16 protein-coding genes are annotated in these 16789 nt (G+C 65.7%); 4 read left to right on the top strand and 12 right to left on the bottom strand.

Features of this window, described 5'->3' with window-relative positions; translation table 11 throughout:
- Positions 1–43: 43 nt before the first annotated feature.
- From SH591_RS01100 to SH591_RS01090, 3 genes are all read right to left on the bottom strand, one after another.
- Positions 44–3169 (bottom strand): TonB-dependent receptor domain-containing protein, encoded by a 3126-nt coding sequence (locus tag SH591_RS01100; RefSeq protein ID WP_324750159.1) that lies wholly within the window; start codon positions 3167–3169, stop codon positions 44–46.
- A gap of 467 nt (positions 3170–3636) precedes the next feature.
- A complete protein-coding gene (ahcY, locus tag SH591_RS01095; RefSeq protein WP_324750157.1) occupies positions 3637–5049 on the bottom strand; it encodes an adenosylhomocysteinase in 1413 nt (470 codons plus the stop codon).
- Positions 5050–5187: 138 nt separating this feature from the next.
- Positions 5188–5748 (bottom strand): YqgE/AlgH family protein, encoded by a 561-nt coding sequence (locus SH591_RS01090; RefSeq protein WP_324750156.1) that lies wholly within the window; start codon positions 5746–5748, stop codon positions 5188–5190.
- A 110-nt stretch (positions 5749–5858) separates the two neighbouring features.
- On the opposite strand from SH591_RS01090, the gene SH591_RS01085 reads away from it, so the two are divergent.
- On the top strand, positions 5859–6335 hold the full coding sequence (locus SH591_RS01085; protein ID WP_322830400.1) for a peroxiredoxin: 477 nt from the start codon (positions 5859–5861) through the stop codon (positions 6333–6335).
- A gap of 127 nt (positions 6336–6462) precedes the next feature.
- On the top strand, positions 6463–6810 hold the full coding sequence (locus SH591_RS01080; protein ID WP_322830399.1) for a hypothetical protein: 348 nt from the start codon (positions 6463–6465) through the stop codon (positions 6808–6810).
- A 2-nt stretch (positions 6811–6812) separates the two neighbouring features.
- On the opposite strand, the gene SH591_RS01075 is transcribed toward SH591_RS01080, so the two are convergent.
- The 7 genes from SH591_RS01075 to SH591_RS01050 form a co-directional block, all read right to left on the bottom strand.
- Positions 6813–7346 carry a YbjN domain-containing protein gene (locus SH591_RS01075; protein ID WP_324750155.1) on the bottom strand — a complete coding sequence of 178 codons (534 nt, stop codon included), beginning with the start codon at positions 7344–7346 and terminating at the stop codon, positions 6813–6815.
- Between the two features lie 60 nt (positions 7347–7406).
- Positions 7407–9251, bottom strand: coding sequence for a M2 family metallopeptidase (locus SH591_RS01070; protein WP_324751307.1), 1845 nt, complete (start codon positions 9249–9251; stop codon positions 7407–7409).
- A 137-nt stretch (positions 9252–9388) separates the two neighbouring features.
- Positions 9389–10156 carry an alpha/beta fold hydrolase gene (locus SH591_RS01065; protein ID WP_416385200.1) on the bottom strand — a complete coding sequence of 256 codons (768 nt, stop codon included), beginning with the start codon at positions 10154–10156 and terminating at the stop codon, positions 9389–9391.
- Positions 10137–10583 (bottom strand): GFA family protein, encoded by a 447-nt coding sequence (locus tag SH591_RS01060; protein WP_324750153.1) that lies wholly within the window; start codon positions 10581–10583, stop codon positions 10137–10139. The genes SH591_RS01065 and SH591_RS01060 overlap by 20 nt, the downstream gene beginning before the upstream one ends.
- Before the next feature lie 97 nt (positions 10584–10680).
- On the bottom strand, positions 10681–10989 hold the full coding sequence (locus tag SH591_RS01055) for a type II toxin-antitoxin system VapC family toxin (RefSeq protein ID WP_324750152.1): 309 nt from the start codon (positions 10987–10989) through the stop codon (positions 10681–10683).
- Positions 10973–11254 (bottom strand): FitA-like ribbon-helix-helix domain-containing protein, encoded by a 282-nt coding sequence (locus tag SH591_RS16265; protein WP_416385199.1) that lies wholly within the window; start codon positions 11252–11254, stop codon positions 10973–10975. The genes SH591_RS01055 and SH591_RS16265 overlap by 17 nt, the downstream gene beginning before the upstream one ends.
- A gap of 31 nt (positions 11255–11285) precedes the next feature.
- Positions 11286–12314, bottom strand: a complete 1029-nt coding sequence (locus SH591_RS01050) for an aspartate-semialdehyde dehydrogenase (protein ID WP_322830393.1) — start codon at positions 12312–12314, stop codon at positions 11286–11288.
- Positions 12315–12400: 86 nt separating this feature from the next.
- On the opposite strand from SH591_RS01050, the gene SH591_RS01045 reads away from it, so the two are divergent.
- Both SH591_RS01045 and SH591_RS01040 read left to right on the top strand, forming a co-directional pair.
- Positions 12401–14620 (top strand): M28 family peptidase, encoded by a 2220-nt coding sequence (locus SH591_RS01045; RefSeq protein WP_324750151.1) that lies wholly within the window; start codon positions 12401–12403, stop codon positions 14618–14620.
- 125 nt (positions 14621–14745) lie between these two features.
- Complete coding sequence (locus SH591_RS01040; protein ID WP_324750150.1) at positions 14746–15570, top strand: DUF2189 domain-containing protein; 825 nt, start codon at positions 14746–14748, stop codon at positions 15568–15570.
- A gap of 71 nt (positions 15571–15641) precedes the next feature.
- Here the strand turns inward: SH591_RS01040 and rplS are convergent, their stop codons facing one another.
- Both rplS and trmD read right to left on the bottom strand, forming a co-directional pair.
- Entirely contained in the window at positions 15642–16034 is a 393-nt protein-coding gene (gene rplS, locus SH591_RS01035) for a 50S ribosomal protein L19 (protein WP_322830390.1), read from the bottom strand.
- A gap of 4 nt (positions 16035–16038) precedes the next feature.
- A complete protein-coding gene (gene trmD / locus SH591_RS01030; protein ID WP_324750149.1) occupies positions 16039–16776 on the bottom strand; it encodes a tRNA (guanosine(37)-N1)-methyltransferase TrmD in 738 nt (245 codons plus the stop codon).
- Positions 16777–16789 lie beyond the last annotated feature (13 nt).

Genomic DNA, 16789 nt, shown 5'->3' with positions numbered 1-16789 from the left:
TGGGCGGGAATATGCTCCCGCCCATCCACTGACCAGGCCGGCACTAGAATTTCACGCCGGCGCCGACTTTGAAATAGCGTCCGCGGACACCGTCGAAATAAGTGACGACGCCGCCGTTCGCCGTCGTCGGGAACGGGTTCTTGGTATCGAACACGTTGTCGACGATGAAGCTCACCCGGAGACGCTGGTTGACGTCGTAATTGACCGACGTGTTCACGAACAGAACGTCGTCCACCACCGGGAATTCATAAGCAGTGGGGGGCGCGTCCGGATCGTTTTTGGCCTTGCCGATATACTGGAACTGCCACTGCCAGGCCAAACCCTTATTCTTGTAGGTCAGGTTCGTGGTGGCCTGGTGCTTCGAATAGCCGATACTCCTCCGCAGCGTGGTCAGATCGCCCTGCCCCACGCGCGTCTCCAGCTCATGATTATAGAGATAATTGACGCCGAGGTTGAAGCTGCTCTCGGCGCCCAGGAAGGGCGTAGGAACGCGCCACTGCAGTTCGGCGACGAGGCCCTCAAACTTGCGGGAAGCCGCGTTGGCGAATCCCGTCTGGATGAAGGTGACCTGGCCGTTCGCATCGCGCACGAAATTGTCGCAGATGGCCGTGGGGAAGCTCGGATCGTCGTAGCAGGCTTCCAGGGTCTGCTCGGCGTCAAGGGTCTCGATCGCGCCCTTGAGCTCGATGTCGACCCAATCGACCGCCAGGGTGAAGCCGGGCAGGAAGCTGGGGCGGACGATCGCGCCAACGGTCCAGGCATTCGCCTTCTCGTTTTCGAGATTGGTGTTGCCTTGCAACGTGCCGCGCGCCGTAAACTGAACGATGTTGGAATTGAAATCGGCGGGAAGCCCGTCGGCAGAGCAATTCGCCTGGCGCGTGGTCGGATTCGGACCGGAAGCCCGGAAGCGCGCGTCGCAGGGGTCGTCGGCCGTGGTGAAGATCTGGCTCGTCGGATTGAACAGTTCGGTGATGGCCGGGGCACGGACCGAGCGGGTGTAATTACCTCTGAAGGTCAGATCGCGGATCGGTTGCCAGCTCGCGCCTGCCGTCCAGGTCGGGTCCCCGCCGGCCAGCGAGTGATCAATGTAGCGGATCGCGCCATTCAGCTCGAGCCTGTGAATGAGCGGAATATTGTTGTCCGGCCCGATCAGCGGAATGGTGAGCTCGCCAAATACTTCGTCCGTATTGAACTTGCCCGAGACGGGGTCGATCGGAACGGAGCGGCCGAACGGCGTCCGGTCGCCGGTCGGATCGGCCGGATCGACCTGCCCGAAGTAGAACAGGCCCGGATCGAAGTCCGCGCTTTCCTCCCGATGTTCATAGCCGATCGCGAAGCCGACCGGACCGCCCCACACATCGAACAGGCTTCCGGAGAGGGACACGGTTCCGACCCACTGGTCGTTGACGGCGCGGGGGTCCGCTTCGGTGGTCACATAATCGCGGGCGGCCTGACTGATCTGCTGGCCAAAGGGGTTGATCGGCGCGCATTGCGAGCTGATCGTCGCGATTGCCGCATTGGTGAAGCCGGGCGCGCAGACGATGTTTCCGCTCGCGTCGCGAACGGCATTCAAGGCATTCTCGAAATTCTGCTGCACGAGGACGCGTTCGCGACCCTGCGTGGTCGACTTTCCGTAATTGCCCACCGCTTCGAACGTCAGTTCCCGGCCGAACATGTCGAAAGTGCCGTCAAAGCCGGCAACGAACCGGAACAATTCGACGGTGGTCGCGCCGGCACCGGTGATCAGATCGGTGTTGGCGCGGGTCAGGAAGAAGCTGTCAGGGCTCGCGGCGAAGGGGCTCGTCTCGAGATTGGTGCGGATGATCGCCCGCGATTCCTCGGTCAGGAACGGGTTGTCGATATCGATGATGAACTGGCCGTCGCTGCTCCCGGCCGCCCCGAACAGATAGGTATTGTAGACTGGCTGGTCCCGAAGCTGGGTGCCTTTGCTGTGGGCGTACCAAGCCTCGCCGAACAGGCGCACATTGTCAGTCACCTGATACTGGAGCAGCGCCGTACCGAGATAGCGCTCGGTGGGCGTGAGCAGGTTCGCCGGCAGGACGAAGCCATTGCCGCCATTGGCGGTGATCAGATCGCCGGTCGGCGTTCCGAAATCGATCGGAACGAGGTTCCCCAATTCGTCAAACCTCAGCGGATTCCCGTTTGCGTCCAGAACGCTCGGCTGGAAGCCGCCAAAATCGGCCGCCTGTCCCGGTGAAAGAGGAACGAAGTCGTAGACCAGCGGGATGCCGGTCTCGGCCAGGATCGGAAGCCGGCGATCCTCGATGAACGCATTGTCGAATGGCGCATCGGGATCGAGCGGCGTCACGAAGAAGCTGTTGAGCCGGTTGTTCCGACGATCGGTGTAGGCGAGTCCGTCCCGCTTGTTATACTCGCCGGCCACCACGATGCTGCCGCGATCGCCGCCGAACTTGGTGCCGGCGATGCCGCGGATGCGATAGTCCGCTGCGTCGCCGCGCTCGGAAATGCCGTACTGGCCGTCGATCATGAACCCGTCATATTCGCGGCGGGTGATGATGTTGACGGTTCCTGCGATCGCATCGGACCCATAGATCGGGGCGCCGCCCACCGCGATCGTTTCGATGCGATCGGCGATGATCGACGGGATGACGTTGAAATCGACCTGCGACCCGGCGCCGGTCGGGCCGAAGATCGAGGCCGTATTCGAACTGACGAAGCGACGACCGTTGACGACGGTCAAGGTCCGCTGGTCGCCCAAGCCGAAGAAGTTGACGAAGGTCTGGCCGGCACCGAACGCGCCGGCCTGGCCGCCCACGGCATTGTTGCCCGGGACACCGAAAGCCGGCAGCTCGTCCAGCGCCTCACCGAGATTGGTATAGCCGCGCTGCTCGATCTGCTCGGCACCGAGGACGACCGCGGGTTGCGCCGTGTCGAAATTGGCGCGCGGAATGCGCGAGCCGGTGACCACGATGCTCTCCTCCTGCGCGTCGCCGGGAGGCGGCGGGCCGATGCGCGCAAGGCACGCGTCGCGTTCGGAACCGGTGAGATCGGTGCAGGCCTCGGCCTGCTGAGCCGCATCGACTTGTTGCTGTTCGGTCTGGGCGGCGGCCGCAGCAGGAAAAGCTGCAAGGGCACAGGCAAGAACGGAAACGGAAGTGAACTTCGAGCAGAGGAGCCGAGAGCGCATCAAATGCCTCCTGCATGAGGGAGGACGCCATACAACAGCCAGTCAACCACGACTCGCAAGCTCGTATCCCACTGCATTTACGAAATAATCGCGAGTGTTACCTTCTCGCCACAGCGCGCCTGCCCAGTATTGTCGCCCCGGTCAGACCACCTCGACTTCGCGTTATACCGAGTGGGCCATGCTCGATCAGCGTGCCTGTAAATCTATACAGTCCGCAACCTGTCGCTGATCTATGATAACAAAATAGATTAGCAATTTTATCCTTGGATTTATTACGGATAAGAAATGAGTGAGCACTCCGGCCCCGTCGTAGCGCCTTCGTTCAGGGGCGGCTTCACCGTCCAGACTGGCGAAAGCCGACAGATTCCGCTTCGGCAAAGGAAAGCCGCGCCCTGCACGGGCACCACAACATAAAAAGGCAGCCGGAGCGGATGCCCCGGCTGCCTCGATCGTCCGATCGGGATCGATCAGTAGCGGTAATGGTCCGGCTTGAACGGGCCTTCGGTCGAGACGCCGATATAGGCGGCCTGCTTCTCGGTCAGCTTGGTGAGCTTGACGCCGAGCTTGTCGAGGTGGAGCGCGGCGACCTTCTCGTCGAGATGCTTGGGCAGGACGTAGACGTCGTTCTTATACTTGTCGCCGCCGGTCCAGATCTCGATCTGGGCGAGCACCTGGTTGGTGAAGGACGAGGACATCACGAAGCTCGGGTGGCCGGTGGCGTTGCCAAGGTTCACCAGGCGGCCCTTGGAGAGGACGATGATCTTCTTGCCGTCCGGGAACTCGACCTCGTCGACCTGCGGCTTGATCTCGGTCCACTTGTAACTGGCCAGCGCGTTGATCTGAATCTCGCTGTCGAAGTGGCCGATATTGCAAACGATCGCCATGTTCTTCATCGCGCGCATGTGATCGACGGTGATCACGTCGGCATTGCCGGTGGCAGTGACGAAGATGTCGGCGCGCTGGGTCGCCTCTTCCATCGTCACGACCTCATAGCCCTCCATCGCGGCCTGCAGCGCGCAGATCGGATCGACTTCGGTGACGAGAACGCGGGCGCCGCCGTTGCGGAGCGAAGCGGCCGAGCCCTTGCCGACATCGCCGAAGCCGGCGACCACGGCGACCTTGCCGGCGAGCATCACGTCGGTGGCGCGGCGGATCGCGTCGACGAGGCTTTCCTTGCAGCCGTAGAGATTGTCGAACTTCGACTTGGTGACCGAGTCGTTGACGTTGATCGCCGGGAACGGAAGCTTGCCCTGCTTGGACAGCTCATAGAGGCGGTGGACGCCGGTGGTGGTCTCTTCCGAAACGCCCTTGATCGTCTGGACGGTCTTGGTGAGGTAGCCCGGACGCTCGGCCAGGAAGCGCTTCAGCGTCGCCGCGAAGATCTCTTCTTCCTCGTTGGTCGGGGTGAACAATTCCTCACCCGCCTCGACGCGCGCGCCCCACAGGGCGAACATCGTGGCGTCGCCGCCATCGTCGAGGATCATGTTGCAGGTCTGGTCCTGGCCCCAATCGAAGATGCGGACGACATAGTCCCAATATTCCTCGAGCGTCTCGCCCTTGATGGCGAAGACCGGGACGCCGGTCGCGGCGATCGCGGCGGCGGCGTGGTCCTGGGTCGAGAAGATATTGCACGACGCCCAGCGGACCTCGGCGCCGAGAGCGGTCAGCGTCTCGATCAGCACGGCGGTCTGGATGGTCATGTGGAGCGAGCCGGTGATGCGCGCGTCCTTCAGCGGCTTAGAAGCGCCGAACTCCTCGCGCAGCGCCATCAGGCCGGGCATCTCGGTCTCGGCGATTTCGATTTCCTTGCGGCCGAAAGCGGCAAGGTTGATGTCGGCAACGACATAATCGTCGAATTTGGTCTGGGCCTGGGTCGCCACGAAGGTCTCCTGTAGAAAAAGAAAGGACCGCCGGACAAATGCGGAGGCGGTCGTGTCGACCGCCCCTAGACTCGGCCGACCCCAAACGCAAATATAAAGATATCTTTATATGTCGTTTTCGTCGCGGCGACCGGACGTTCAGGCGGTGCCGAAATCCGCGATCAGCAGGCGGGCGTCGACGCCGGCGCTGCCGAAAGCGGCGGTCCAACGGCTGTCGACATCGCACTCGTAGAGCAAGGCGTCGCTGCCTGCCGTCGTGAACCAGCCGTTGCCGCGCATCTCCTGTTCGAGCTGGTCCGGACCCCAGCCGGCATAGCCCAGAGCGGCGACCCAGCGCGTCGGCCCCCTGCCCTCCGCAATCGCACGGAGGATATCGAGCGAGGCGCTGAGCGACCAGCGGTCCGCGACCTGGACGCTGCCCTCGCCGCCCCAGTCGAGCGAATGGAGAATGAAGCCGCGCTGCGGCTCGACCGGCCCGCCGACGTGGATCGGCGCGTCGGGCGCGGCGCCGGGCTCGATATCGAGCTGGCGCAGCAATTCGTGGAAGCCGATACGCGGCACGATCCGGCCGAGGCCGATGCCGAGCGCGCCGTCCTCGTCGTGGACGCACATCGCGATGACCGCCTTCTCGAAGCGGGGATCGCCGATGCCCGGCATCGCGAGCAGGAGCTGACCGGTGAGAAACCTGGGTTCTTCCATCGGCCTGATATAGGCGCGCAGCCCCCGCCGCGCCAACCGCCAAGCCACTATCGCAGGTCAAGCCGGCTTGGTAGAGCGCCGGGGAACCAGAGAGAATGAGGACCCGAACCATGACCATCAAAGTCGGCGACCGCCTGCCCAGCACGACCTTCGTCAAGGCCGGCGAATCGCCCGAGCCGGTCGACAGCGACAGCTTCTTCAAGGGCCGCCGCGTCGCCTTGTTCGCGGTACCGGGCGCGTTCACCCCGACCTGCTCGGCGCGCCACCTCCCCGGCTTCGTCGACAAGGCCGACGAGCTGAAGGCCAAGGGCGTGGACGCGATCGCCTGCACAGCCGTCAACGACGCGTTCGTGATGGGCGCCTGGGCCAAGCAGGCCGAAGCGGAAGGCATCGTCATGCTCGCCGACGGCAACGGCGAATTCGCCGACGCGATCGGCCTCACCATGGACGGTTCCAAGTTCGGCATGGGCAAGCGCAGCCAGCGTTACGCCATGATCGTCAATGACGGCGTGGTCGAGCAGCTCCATGTCGAGGAGCCCGGCGCATTCAACGTCAGCAGCGCCGATTACATGCTCGAACGGCTCTGACCCGCGTGATATGAGGAGGCGGGGCCGCGGCGCCCCGTCCTCCGCCCGCCACGGCGCACCGGGGACGAGGCAACCAAGCGGTGCCCCCTGCATTGATGCAGGTGTCGAGCGTGTGCAGGAGACAGGGATGGCCGACAGCCGCAACATCAGCGAACCGGACGACGACGAGACGCCGCCCGAAGCGGTCGCTGTCGGCTCGATGTGGCATCCGCTCGCCGCGGCGGCCGTGATCGGCGGCGCCCTCGTCGCCGGCGCGGGCGCCTATCTCGGCACCAAGGCGCTGGCGCGGCGCAATGCCGCCAAGAGCGGCAAGCCGGTCAATTCGGTGCTGGCGACCGCAATGACCGCCAGCGACGTCTCGCACCCCACGATCCCGGAACCGTCGGCAGCCGAGATCATCGTCGACAAGCAAGGCGGGGAGCCGAACGTGCCGTCCGAGCCGTCGGTGCCGCCCGAGCCGAAGGTTCGCGCCTAGCTCTATTTGCGCGTCTCGAGCGGGTGCAGAACCTCGCTTGCGAACTGGTCGGCCTGGCTGGAGAAAACCAGCAGGTTCACGGCGAGATTGCCGCGGATGAAGCCGTAATCGGCGGTCAGGTAGCGCTGCAGCGCCGGCCGGCCGTCAGCGGCGACATAGGCCTTGGCGAACGAGTAACGCTGGTTGAACGCCTCGATCGCCGCTGCCGTGCGCTCGGGCGGCGCATTGGCGATCCGGGTCCAGAAGGACTGGATGCTGAGCGCCTTGCAATTGGTGCCGCCGGCATTGCACGAGCCGAACATCAGCACGGCCTTGCGGTTGTTGGGAAAGCTCACGAGCAAGGCCGGCTTGCCCGGCGTTCCGGCGCGCTGATGGCGGGCGCCGATCCCGTTGAGCACCGTCTCGACTGCGGCATAGTTGAAGCTGGGCAGGACCTGGCTGTTTTCGGGCGCCTTCGGATTGAAGCGCGGCAGGGTGGCCTCGGCCGCCGTCGCGGCGGAACCGAAAGCCAGAAGGGCGACCAAAGCCGCTTTCATCGAAACGTCCTCAAAAAAGGGGGATAAAGCGACCTGCCCTATCCCCCCTTAATCACGGCTTTACCAGCCGCACTGCTTGCCCTTGTTCTGCTGCTGTAGCCAGGCGGAGAGCGGACGGAAATATTCGACCATCGCCGCGCCGGACATTTCGCGGCTGCCGGTGAACGCCTGCAGCGCGTCGGGCCAGGGCTTGGACGCGCCCATTTCGAGCATCGCGTTCAGCTTCGCGCCGACTTCCTTGTTGCCGTAGAAGGAGCAGCGGTGCAGCGGCCCCTTCCAGCCGGCCTGGTCGCAGGCGGCTTTGTAGAACTGAAACTGGAGGACGCGCGCGAGGAAATAGCGCGTGTAGGGCGTGTTGCCCGGGATGTGGAATTTCGCGCCCGGATCGAAATTGGCCTCGGTCCGCGCCACCGGCGGCACGATGCCCTGATATTGCAGGCGCAGGTCGTCCCAGCCCTTATTATACTGACCGGCCGGGATCGAGCCGTTGAACACGCCCCAGCGCCACTTGTCGACGAGCAGGCCGAAGGGCAGGAACGCGACCTTGTCCATCGCCTGGCGGAGGAGCAGCCCGATATCCTTGTCGGCCGACGGCACCTGGGCTTTGTCGAGCAGACCGATCTGGGTCAGATATTCCGGCGTGATCGAGAGCGCCACGGTGTCGCCGATCGCCTCGTGGAAGCCGTCGTTGGCGCCGTTCAAATAGAGGAACGGCTGCTGGTTGTAGGCACGCTGGTAATAATTGTGCCCGAGCTCGTGATGGACGGTCACGAAGTCGTCGGAATTGACCTTGGTGCACATCTTGATGCGCAGGTCGTCCTTGTTGTCGAGGTTCCAGGCCGAGGCATGACAGACGACTTCGCGGTCGGCCGGCTTGGTGATCATCGAGCGCTGCCAGAAGGTCTCGGGAAGCGGGTCGAAGCCCAGCGAGCTGAAGAAGCCCTCGCCGGTCTTCACGATCTTCACGGGATCATATTGCTTGGCGACGAGCAGGTCGGTGACGTCGTAGCCGATGTCCCCGGCGCCCTTGGGCGCGACGACGTCGTAGATATTGCCCCATTCCTGGGCCCACATATTGCCGAGCAGGTCGGCGCGGATCGGCCCCTTCGCCGGCTGGACGGCGTCGCCATATTTCTCGTTGAGCTTGGTGCGCGTGTAGCAATGGAGCTGGTCGTAGAGCGGCTTCACCTGCCCCCACAGCTTGTCGGTCAGCGCCGCGAATTCGTCGGCGGGCATGTCGTAGCCTGAGCGCCAGAGTGCGCCGACGTCCTTGTAGCCCAGTTCGCGCGCGCCCTCATTCGCGATCGTGACGAGGCGCTGATAGTCGTTGCGCATCGGGCCGCCGACATTGTTGTGCCAGCTCGCCCACATTTCCTTCAGCTCTTCGGGGTTGCGGTTGGTCCCCATGGCCGCTTCGATGTCGCTGCCGCTGATCGGCTGCCCTTTCAGGGTGCCCTTGCCCTTGCCGTAGCTCGACTGCAGGCGGGTCGCGATCTCGTTCAATTCGGCCGCCGCGCCAGGCGTGGTCGGCGCCGGCAGGACGAGACCGCCGCGAAGGATCTCGAGCTTGCGCTTGGTGTCGTAGCTCAAGCCCTTGACGTTGTTGAACCGCGCCGCCTCGTTGGCATAGCGCACGGACATCTCGGTGCCGATCGTGCCGAAATGCGCGGCGAGCGCGTCGGTATCGTCGGTAATGTAGGTGCTGTTCACCCACTGCGCGCGCGCGTTGGTCACCGAGAAATCGGCCAGTTCCTTTTCAGCCCGGGCGACGAAGGCATCGGCCTCGGCGGCAGTGGCAGGCTTCTGGGCGGGCGCTGCGGCCGGCTTGGCCTGGCTTTGGGCAATGGCAGTGGAGCCGGCGGCAAGGAGAGCCGCGACGGCGAGCGCAGAAACGGTGGCTTTCATCAAGGACATCCCCATCTTTATGAGATTGCGCGTCTTCTGAACCCCCGCCGCCGCAGCCGTCAAGCCGCGAGGCCGGGCCAGAAGCCGATGATGCGGGGCATCATCGAGGCCGGGCCAGAAGCCGATGATGCGGGGCATCATTGCGCGAGGAAGCGCGCGATCGCCTCGCCCAGTTCCGGCTTCACGACCGCGCTCATGTGGTTGCCGGGCACCGACTGGAAACGGGCGCCGGGGATTGCCTCGGCCAGCGCCTCGCCCGAGCCGTTGTCGTCGTCATCCTCGCCGGTCACGACCAGCACCCGCAGCGCGATCGAAGCCAGCTCCTCGCGCGTCGTATCCTTGAACGTGGCGAGGATGTTGAGCAAAGCCTCGGGATCGCCGCCGGTGGTCTTAAGGAAGGCCTCGGTCATCCATTCGGACGAGCCGCGCGGGAAGCTGCCGAGATTGGTCAGCACGTTGCGGAAATAGCCGCCGCGATCCTGCGTATCGAGGATTCCGTCCAGGCCCATTCCACAGAGCACCGCCCGGCGCGGGCTGGCGCCCCGGGCGAGCATGCGGACGGACGTGCGGCCGCCCAGCGAATAGCCGGCAAGATCGTAATCGGCGAGGCCGAGATGCGCGATCAGGTCGAAGCCGTCGTCGGCCAGCACGTCGGGCTTGTAGAGCGCCGGATCGTGCGGCTTGTCGCTTTCGCCATGGGCGCGCAGGTCCGGCATGATCACGCGGAAGCCTTCCTCGGCGATGCGCCCGGCATGGCCATAGCGGATCCAGTTCACCTCGGCGTTGGAGAAATATCCGTGGAGCAGGACCAGCGGACGCCCCTCCCCCATTTCCTTCCAGGCGAGCCGGGTGCCGTCGCGCGCAGTGAAATGATGGACGGGAAGATCAGTCGGGGAGCTTGCCAAGAGTTTTCATCCAGCGGTCAACGAGGGGCTTGTGCTGGTCGGTCCGATATTCGGGCAGGCCGCTCGTGTCGAGCCAGGCGCGGTGCATGCTCTCGACGCCGAAATGGTGGACCGGCCGGAACGGCGACGGATCGTCGAACGAAGCGACGGTGAGATCGAGATTTTCGCTCTCGCCGTCGGCGTACTCGAAGGTCAGCGAAGTCCCGCAGGCCGCGCAATAGCCGCGCCGCGCGATCGGCGAGGAGTCGTAATAGTCCGGCTCCCGCTCCCAACGCACGCCGGCCTTCTTCGCATTCTTGAAGGCGACCGAGACGCCGCCGGTGGCGCGCTGGCACATCCGGCAATGACACAGATAGGCCTCGTCATTCTCGATCGTCGCGCTGTAGCGGACGCGGCCACACGCGCAGCCGCCGGTCATATCTGCCATGTCAGTCTCTCCACGCGTTCCTGGAAGCCGCCACGACGCGCTGCTGCGGCCAGACCGTCGTCGGCCGTAATCACGACGCCATCTTCCGCCATCGCGATCAGGAGGTACAGGCAATCGTATAGAGGGTGATCGAGATCGGCCGCGAGCGACATGGCGCGACCGAGCAGTGTCTCCGCGGGCACGAACCGATCGATGAATGAGGGCAAGGCCGCAAGCGCCGCCCGCGCACGGGCCGGATCCAGTTCCTGCGGCGCATCTTGTTGGCGAGACCTCCGGCGGCCTCGACGAGCATCCAGTCCGGCGCGATCCGCTCTTCGCTCCGTTCGAGCAATGCCTGCTCTTCGGCGGTGCCGGCTTCGGGCGTCACAAGCTTCAACGCAACGCTGGCGTCAACGACGATCGGCATCCGGTCGCCCGCCACCAAGATGCCTTCCGCCGTCCGTGTCCCGAGCCCAACGGATATCGGCCGTGCTGTCACTGGTGACGGGGCCCCTCCCAGTGAGGCTTCGCGAAAGGTCAAGGAGTTCGCTTTTAGACAACCGGCGCCGCGGCCGGCCTCGCTTCAGCCCCTCGTTGAGCTCCGCCTGCAAGGATCGGCCGTTGGCGCGCGCCTCGGCGCGGTAGTCCGCCAGGAGATCTTCGTCGACGTTGCGAACCAGAGCGTCAGGCATGAGCCGATGATATCATTCCGCTATCACTGCCTCAAGCGGCCTTCTGGAGGTGCCTCCGGCCGAGAAGCTCGGCGATCTGGACGGCGTTGAGCGCTGCGCCCTTGCGCAGATTGTCCGAGACGCACCAGAGCGAGAGGCCGTTCTCCACCGTCGAATCCTCGCGGACGCGGCTGATATAAGTGGCATATTCGCCGACGCATTCGACCGGGGTGACGTATCCGCCGTCCTCGCGCTTGTCGACGAGCATGACGCCGGGCGCCTCGCGCAGGATACGCTGGGCTTCCTTGGCGCTGATCTCGTTCTCGAACTCGATGTTGATCGCCTCGCTGTGGCCGACGAAGACGGGCACGCGGACGCAGGTCGCGGTCACCCTGATCTTGGGATCGAGGATCTTCTTGGTCTCGACCACCATCTTCCACTCCTCCTTGGTCGAGCCGTCGTCGAGGAAGCTATCGATGTGCGGGATGACATTAAAGGCGATCTGCTTGGTGAACTTGTGCGGCTCGGCGCTGTCGCCGACAAAGATGTTGCGGCTCTGCTCGAACAGCTCGTCCATGCCCTGCTTGCCGGCGCCGGAGACCGACTGGTAGGTCGCGACGACGACGCGCTTGATTTTGGCCGCGTCGTGGAGCGGCTTCAGCGCCACCACCATCTGCGCGGTCGAGCAGTTCGGGTTCGCGATGATGTTCTTCTTGCGGTAGCCGTCGATGGCGTGGGCGTTCACCTCGGGCACGATCAGCGGCACGTCCGGGTCCATCCGGTAGAGCGAGCTGTTGTCGATCACCGTGCAGCCCGCCGCGGCCGCCCTGGGCGCGTAGAGCTTCGAGACTTCCGATCCCGCCGCGAACAAAGCCATGTCCCAGCCGGCGAAGTCGAAATGCTCGATATTGCGGACCTTGAGCGTCTTGCCGGTGTCGCCGAAGTCGACCTCGTCGCCCGTGGAGCGGCCCGACGCGACCACGGCCAGTTCCTCCAGCGGGAATTCCCGCTCGGCGAGGATGTTCAGTATCTCGCGGCCCACATTGCCCGTCGCACCGACGACGACGACACGATAACCCATCTTCGCTCTCCAAATTCCGCTTCGAGCGCCCGCTATCGCACCCGCACTGCGAAAGCGATATGGTTATGCGCGTGGCGGGGGGAAAGATGAAAAAGAGCGTTAGTCTCATAACCGGCGCTTTGCTCCTGTTGCTGGCGGCGCTGACGGCCAAGCCCGTGCTGATCGCCCCGCCGGAGCTGCGCCCGTCCCCGGCCGCAGGGCAGTTCGACACCGGCCGTGCGATGGGGCGGCTCCAGCGCATCCTCGGCGACCAGCGGCCGCACCCGGTCGACAGCGCGGCCAACGATGCCGTCCATGCCCGGCTGATCGCCGAGCTGCGCGCGATCGGCCTCGATCCGGTCGTCACCGACGACATGGTCTGCAACGGCTCCGGGCGCAGTCGCACGGTCGGCTGCGCGCGCGTGCGCAATGTGCTGGCGACGATCGGCCCGGCGCGCGGCGACCATGTCCTGGCGGCATCGCACTACGATTCCAGCCCCGCCGGACCGGGCGCCGCCGACGACGGCATCGGCATGGCGGTGATGCTCGAAAGCGCGGCCCTGCTGCACGGGAAGACGCTCGATCGGCCGGTCACCTTTCTGTTCGACGAGGGTGAGGAAGCGGGCCTGCTCGGCGCCCGCGCCTTCCTCGAGCGCAATCCGCTCGCCGATCGCGTTGCCGCCCTGGTCAATTTCGAGGCGCGCGGCGTCAGCGGCCCGGCGATGATGTTCGAGACCAGCCACCCGAACGGCGCTGCGATCGCGCATTTCGCGCGCAGCTCGGAGCGGCCGTTCGCCAATTCGCTCGCCACCGATTTCGCGCGGCTGATCCCCAATTCCACCGACGTCGAGGTCCTGAAGGAACGCGACTGGACGATCCTCAACTTCGCGATCATCGGCAATGAGAGCCGCTATCACAGCGACGGCGACACGCTCGCGGCGCTCGATCGGCGCAGCGTCCAGCATATGGGTGATCAGGGGCTGGCGGCGATCGCCAGCCTTGCCGCCGGACCAGTCGAGCGCGCGCAGGGCGAGACGGTCTATGCGGACCTGCTGGGCCGGCAATTGCTGGTGTTGCCGCTGCCCGCCGCGCTGGCCGGACTGGCAGCGCTGCTCGGGGCGACCTTGTGGACCGGGTGGCGGCGGCGGAATGGTCTCGGCACGGCGGCCGCGGCCGTTCTGCTCGCGCTTGCCGGCGCCGCCGCCGTCACGTTCGTCGCGCAGTGGCTGGTCGGCCTGATGCGCCCGGGCGAGTTCTGGCGCGCTTATCCGATCGGCATCAGCAGCGCGGTCGCCGCCTCGGCTCTGCTCGCTGCCGGCGGCGTGCTGCTGTGGGCGGCCCGGGCCCTGTCGGCAGACCGGTTGCGAGCGGCTTATTGGCTGATCTTCCTTCTGCTCGGCGCGGGCGCCAGCCTCGTCGCTTCGGGCGCCGTCATCTTCTTCCTCGTCCCTCCGCTGGCGGCGCTGGCGGGCATGGCGGGCGAACGGCGCTGGCCCGGCGCGGAGCGGATCGGCGGCATTGTTGCGGCAATCCTCCTGTTCGTGTCGCTGGCGCCCTTGCTCGCGCTGATGGAAGTGCTGCTCGATTATCACGCAGCCTGGATCTTCGCGCCGCTCACTGCCCTCCTGCTGCTGCCCTTCCTGATCGAGATGCTGCCGTTGCTGGCTGCCGCACCGCGCCGGATCGTTGGCGGGGGACTTGCGGCGGCGGCGCTGGCCTGCTGGGCGTTGGCGGCGTTGCTGCCGGCTTATTCGGACGAGCGCCGCCAGCGTTTCGGCCTCGAATATGCCTGGGACGCCAAGAACGGCGCGCGCTGGGCGGTCGTCAATGACGGCGCGGCACTGCCCGAGCGCTTCCAGGCCATCGGTGGATGGCAACGCGGCAAGCTGCCCTGGTCGGCGCGCGAGCGCTGGTGGCGCCCGGCAGAGGGCAAGACGAGCGTGCCGCAAGTCGAGTGCCTCTCTGAGACGCGGACGGAGCGCGGGCGAATGGTCTCGTTGCGGCTGCGGCCCAAGGGCGCCGACACCGTGCTGCTGCGCCTCCCGCCCGAGGCGCAGGTCCGGGCGGTGCGGGCCGGCGCTTCGCAGCGCTCCATGGGGCGCGGCCGCGCCAAGGACCCCTATTTCGTCCGCTGCCACGGACGAAGCTGCGACGGCCTGCGGATCGATTTGCTGCTCGGCCAGCCGGGCCCGGTCGAGGCCATGGTCATCGGCCTGCGCAGCGGGCTTCCCGACGCCGCGGCGCCTTTGGTGGCCGCACGACCGGCCCGTTCCGCGCCCCAATATGCGCCGGATTCGACGATCGGCATGGCGCGGGTCCGGCTTTAGCCGCGGCCGGGAAAAAAAAGCCCTCTCGTCGCTCCCCACGCTGTCATGCTATAGCTGGGCCCTGGCAGCGCCCGGCGCGCCATGAGGCCGGACGCCGCCCCCTCCAGGCAGAGAGGACGATGTCGATGGCTGTGTCTCAAAGCTTTACCGGTAGCGCTTCCACCGCCGACCAGATCCCGGTCCGCACGATCACGCGCGACGATCTCCGGATCGCGTTGCGGGACGGCTGGGCCGATTTCATGTCGATGCGCGGCGACCTCATCTTCATCGGCCTGCTCTATCCGCTGATCGGCATCGTCGCGGCGACGGTGACGCTCGGCGGTACGATGCTGCCGCTCTTCTTCCCGATCGCGGCCGGCCTCTCGCTGCTAGGGCCGATCGTGGCGATCGGGTTCTACGAACTCGCTCGCCGGCGCGAGGCGGGATATGCGTCCGACTGGTCCCACTTCCTCGACGTGCGCAAGCGGCCGTCGGCCGACGGGATCGGCGTGGTCGCGGCGCTGCTCGTCACGATCTTCCTCGCCTGGGTCGCGAGCGCGGCGGTGATCTACGTGGCGCTTTGGGGCATGCACGCCCCGCCCTCGATCGGCGCCTTCCTCACCCGCCTGTTCACCACGCCCGAGGGCTGGGCGCTGATCGTCCTCGGCAATTTGGTGGGCCTCGGCTTCGCAGTGCTGGTGCTGGCGACCAGCGTCGTGTCGCTGCCGATGCTGGTCGATTGCGACGGCGTCGAAGCGAACACCGCGATCGCGACCTCGGTCCGCGCGTTCAAGGCCAACAAGGGCCTGATGATGCGCTGGGGCTTCACGATTGCGGTGCTGCTGGTGCTGGGGTCAATCCCCTTGTTCATCGGCCTTGCCGTCGTGCTGCCCTGGCTTGGCTATGCCACCTGGCACCTCTACACGCGGATGGTCGATCGGTCGGCGTTGCCCACCTGCGGCCCCCGCTAAGAAACATACACTAAGAAAAAGGGCGGCCCCGCGGGACCGCCCTTTCCTTTTCAGCGCGTGCGCGAAAAGCCTTAGCCTTCGGCGGTCGCCTTGACGTCGCCACGGGTATCGCGGCGCTCGGCGATGCGAGCGGCCTTACCGGTGCGGCCACGCAGATAGTAGAGCTTGGCGCGACGAACGGCGCCGCGGCGCACGACCTCGATCGAATCGATGTTCGGCGAGTAAAGCGGGAAGACGCGCTCGACGCCTTCGCCGAACGAGATCTTGCGGACGGTGAAGGAGCTGCCGAGGCCGCGGTTGGCGCGGGCGATGCAGACGCCTTCGTAATTCTGGACGCGGGTGCGCTCGCCTTCGACGACGCGGACGCCGACGCGGAGCGTGTCGCCCGGGCGGAATTCGGGGATCGACTTGGTCGACTTGAACTGCTCGATGGCCTCGGCCTCGAGGGTCTGGATGATGTTCATTCTTCTAGCCTTCGTCTTCGCGCCGCGCGCCAGAGGGCGACTGCCTGGGTGCGTCCCCATGACGCTCCATCAGGTCCGGCCGCCGTGACCGTGTATCGTCGACTGCCCTGGCATGACGCCAAGCAGCGATCTTCGCGTGATCCCCCGATCGCAGCACTTCAGGGATCGCACGCCCTTCCCACATTGGAGGTCGGGTATAATGAGGGTATTCGAGCAGGCCTCCTTCGAAGCTCTCCTCCTCACCGCTCGTCGGCGCGCCCATTACCCCGGGGAGCAGGCGAACGCAAGCATCGAGAAGGACGATAGCCGCCGTCTCCCCGCCCGACAATATATAGTCCCCGATCGAGACCGGCACGATCGGCCGCGCCTCGAACAGGCGCTCGTCTATGCCCTCGAAACGGCCGCACAGGATCGAGACGCCCGGGCCCTCCGCGAGCGACCGCACCAGAGCCTGCGTCAGCGGCCGGCCGCGCGGCGTCATCGCCAGCATCGCCGCCGCCGGCTGCCGCTCGAGCACATCGTCTACCGCCCGCGCCAGAACATCCGCCCGCATCACCATGCCCGCTCCGCCCCCGGCGGGCGTGTCGTCGACCGAGCGATGCTTGTCGGTCGCGAAGTCGCGGATCTGCACGGTGTCCAGCGACCAGGTGCCCTCCGCCAGAGCGCGCCCGGCCAGGCTCTGGCCGAGCGGTCCCGGGAACATCTCCGGATAGAGGGTGAGAATGGTGGCGGCGAAAGTCATGCGCCGCCCCCTA

Origin of the sequence: Sphingomonas sp. LY54 (assembly GCF_035594035.1) — a bacterium.
In the GTDB taxonomy this organism is placed as follows: Bacteria; Pseudomonadota; Alphaproteobacteria; order Sphingomonadales; family Sphingomonadaceae; genus Allosphingosinicella.
This window is presented reverse-complemented; position numbering and strand designations above follow the sequence as displayed.

Excerpts from the sequence above, each read along its gene's own strand:
- SH591_RS01100 (WP_324750159.1), bottom strand. The coding sequence starts at position 3,169 with ATGCGCTCTCGGCTCCTCTGCTCGAAGTTCACTTCCGTTTCCGTTCTT.
- SH591_RS01090 (WP_324750156.1), bottom strand. The coding sequence starts at position 5,748 with ATGGAAGAACCCAGGTTTCTCACCGGTCAGCTCCTGCTCGCGATGCCG.
- SH591_RS01085 (WP_322830400.1), top strand. The coding sequence starts at position 5,859 with ATGACCATCAAAGTCGGCGACCGCCTGCCCAGCACGACCTTCGTCAAG.
- SH591_RS01080 (WP_322830399.1), top strand. The coding sequence starts at position 6,463 with ATGGCCGACAGCCGCAACATCAGCGAACCGGACGACGACGAGACGCCG.
- SH591_RS01075 (WP_324750155.1), bottom strand. The coding sequence starts at position 7,346 with ATGAAAGCGGCTTTGGTCGCCCTTCTGGCTTTCGGTTCCGCCGCGACG.
- SH591_RS01070 (WP_324751307.1), bottom strand. The coding sequence starts at position 9,251 with ATGAAAGCCACCGTTTCTGCGCTCGCCGTCGCGGCTCTCCTTGCCGCC.
- SH591_RS01060 (WP_324750153.1), bottom strand. The coding sequence starts at position 10,583 with ATGGCAGATATGACCGGCGGCTGCGCGTGTGGCCGCGTCCGCTACAGC.
- SH591_RS01055 (WP_324750152.1), bottom strand. The coding sequence starts at position 10,989 with ATGCCGATCGTCGTTGACGCCAGCGTTGCGTTGAAGCTTGTGACGCCC.
- SH591_RS16265 (WP_416385199.1), bottom strand. The coding sequence starts at position 11,254 with ATGCCTGACGCTCTGGTTCGCAACGTCGACGAAGATCTCCTGGCGGAC.
- SH591_RS01050 (WP_322830393.1), bottom strand. The coding sequence starts at position 12,314 with ATGGGTTATCGTGTCGTCGTCGTCGGTGCGACGGGCAATGTGGGCCGC.
- SH591_RS01045 (WP_324750151.1), top strand. The coding sequence starts at position 12,401 with ATGAAAAAGAGCGTTAGTCTCATAACCGGCGCTTTGCTCCTGTTGCTG.
- SH591_RS01040 (WP_324750150.1), top strand. The coding sequence starts at position 14,746 with ATGGCTGTGTCTCAAAGCTTTACCGGTAGCGCTTCCACCGCCGACCAG.
- rplS (WP_322830390.1), bottom strand. The coding sequence starts at position 16,034 with ATGAACATCATCCAGACCCTCGAGGCCGAGGCCATCGAGCAGTTCAAG.
- trmD (WP_324750149.1), bottom strand. The coding sequence starts at position 16,776 with ATGACTTTCGCCGCCACCATTCTCACCCTCTATCCGGAGATGTTCCCG.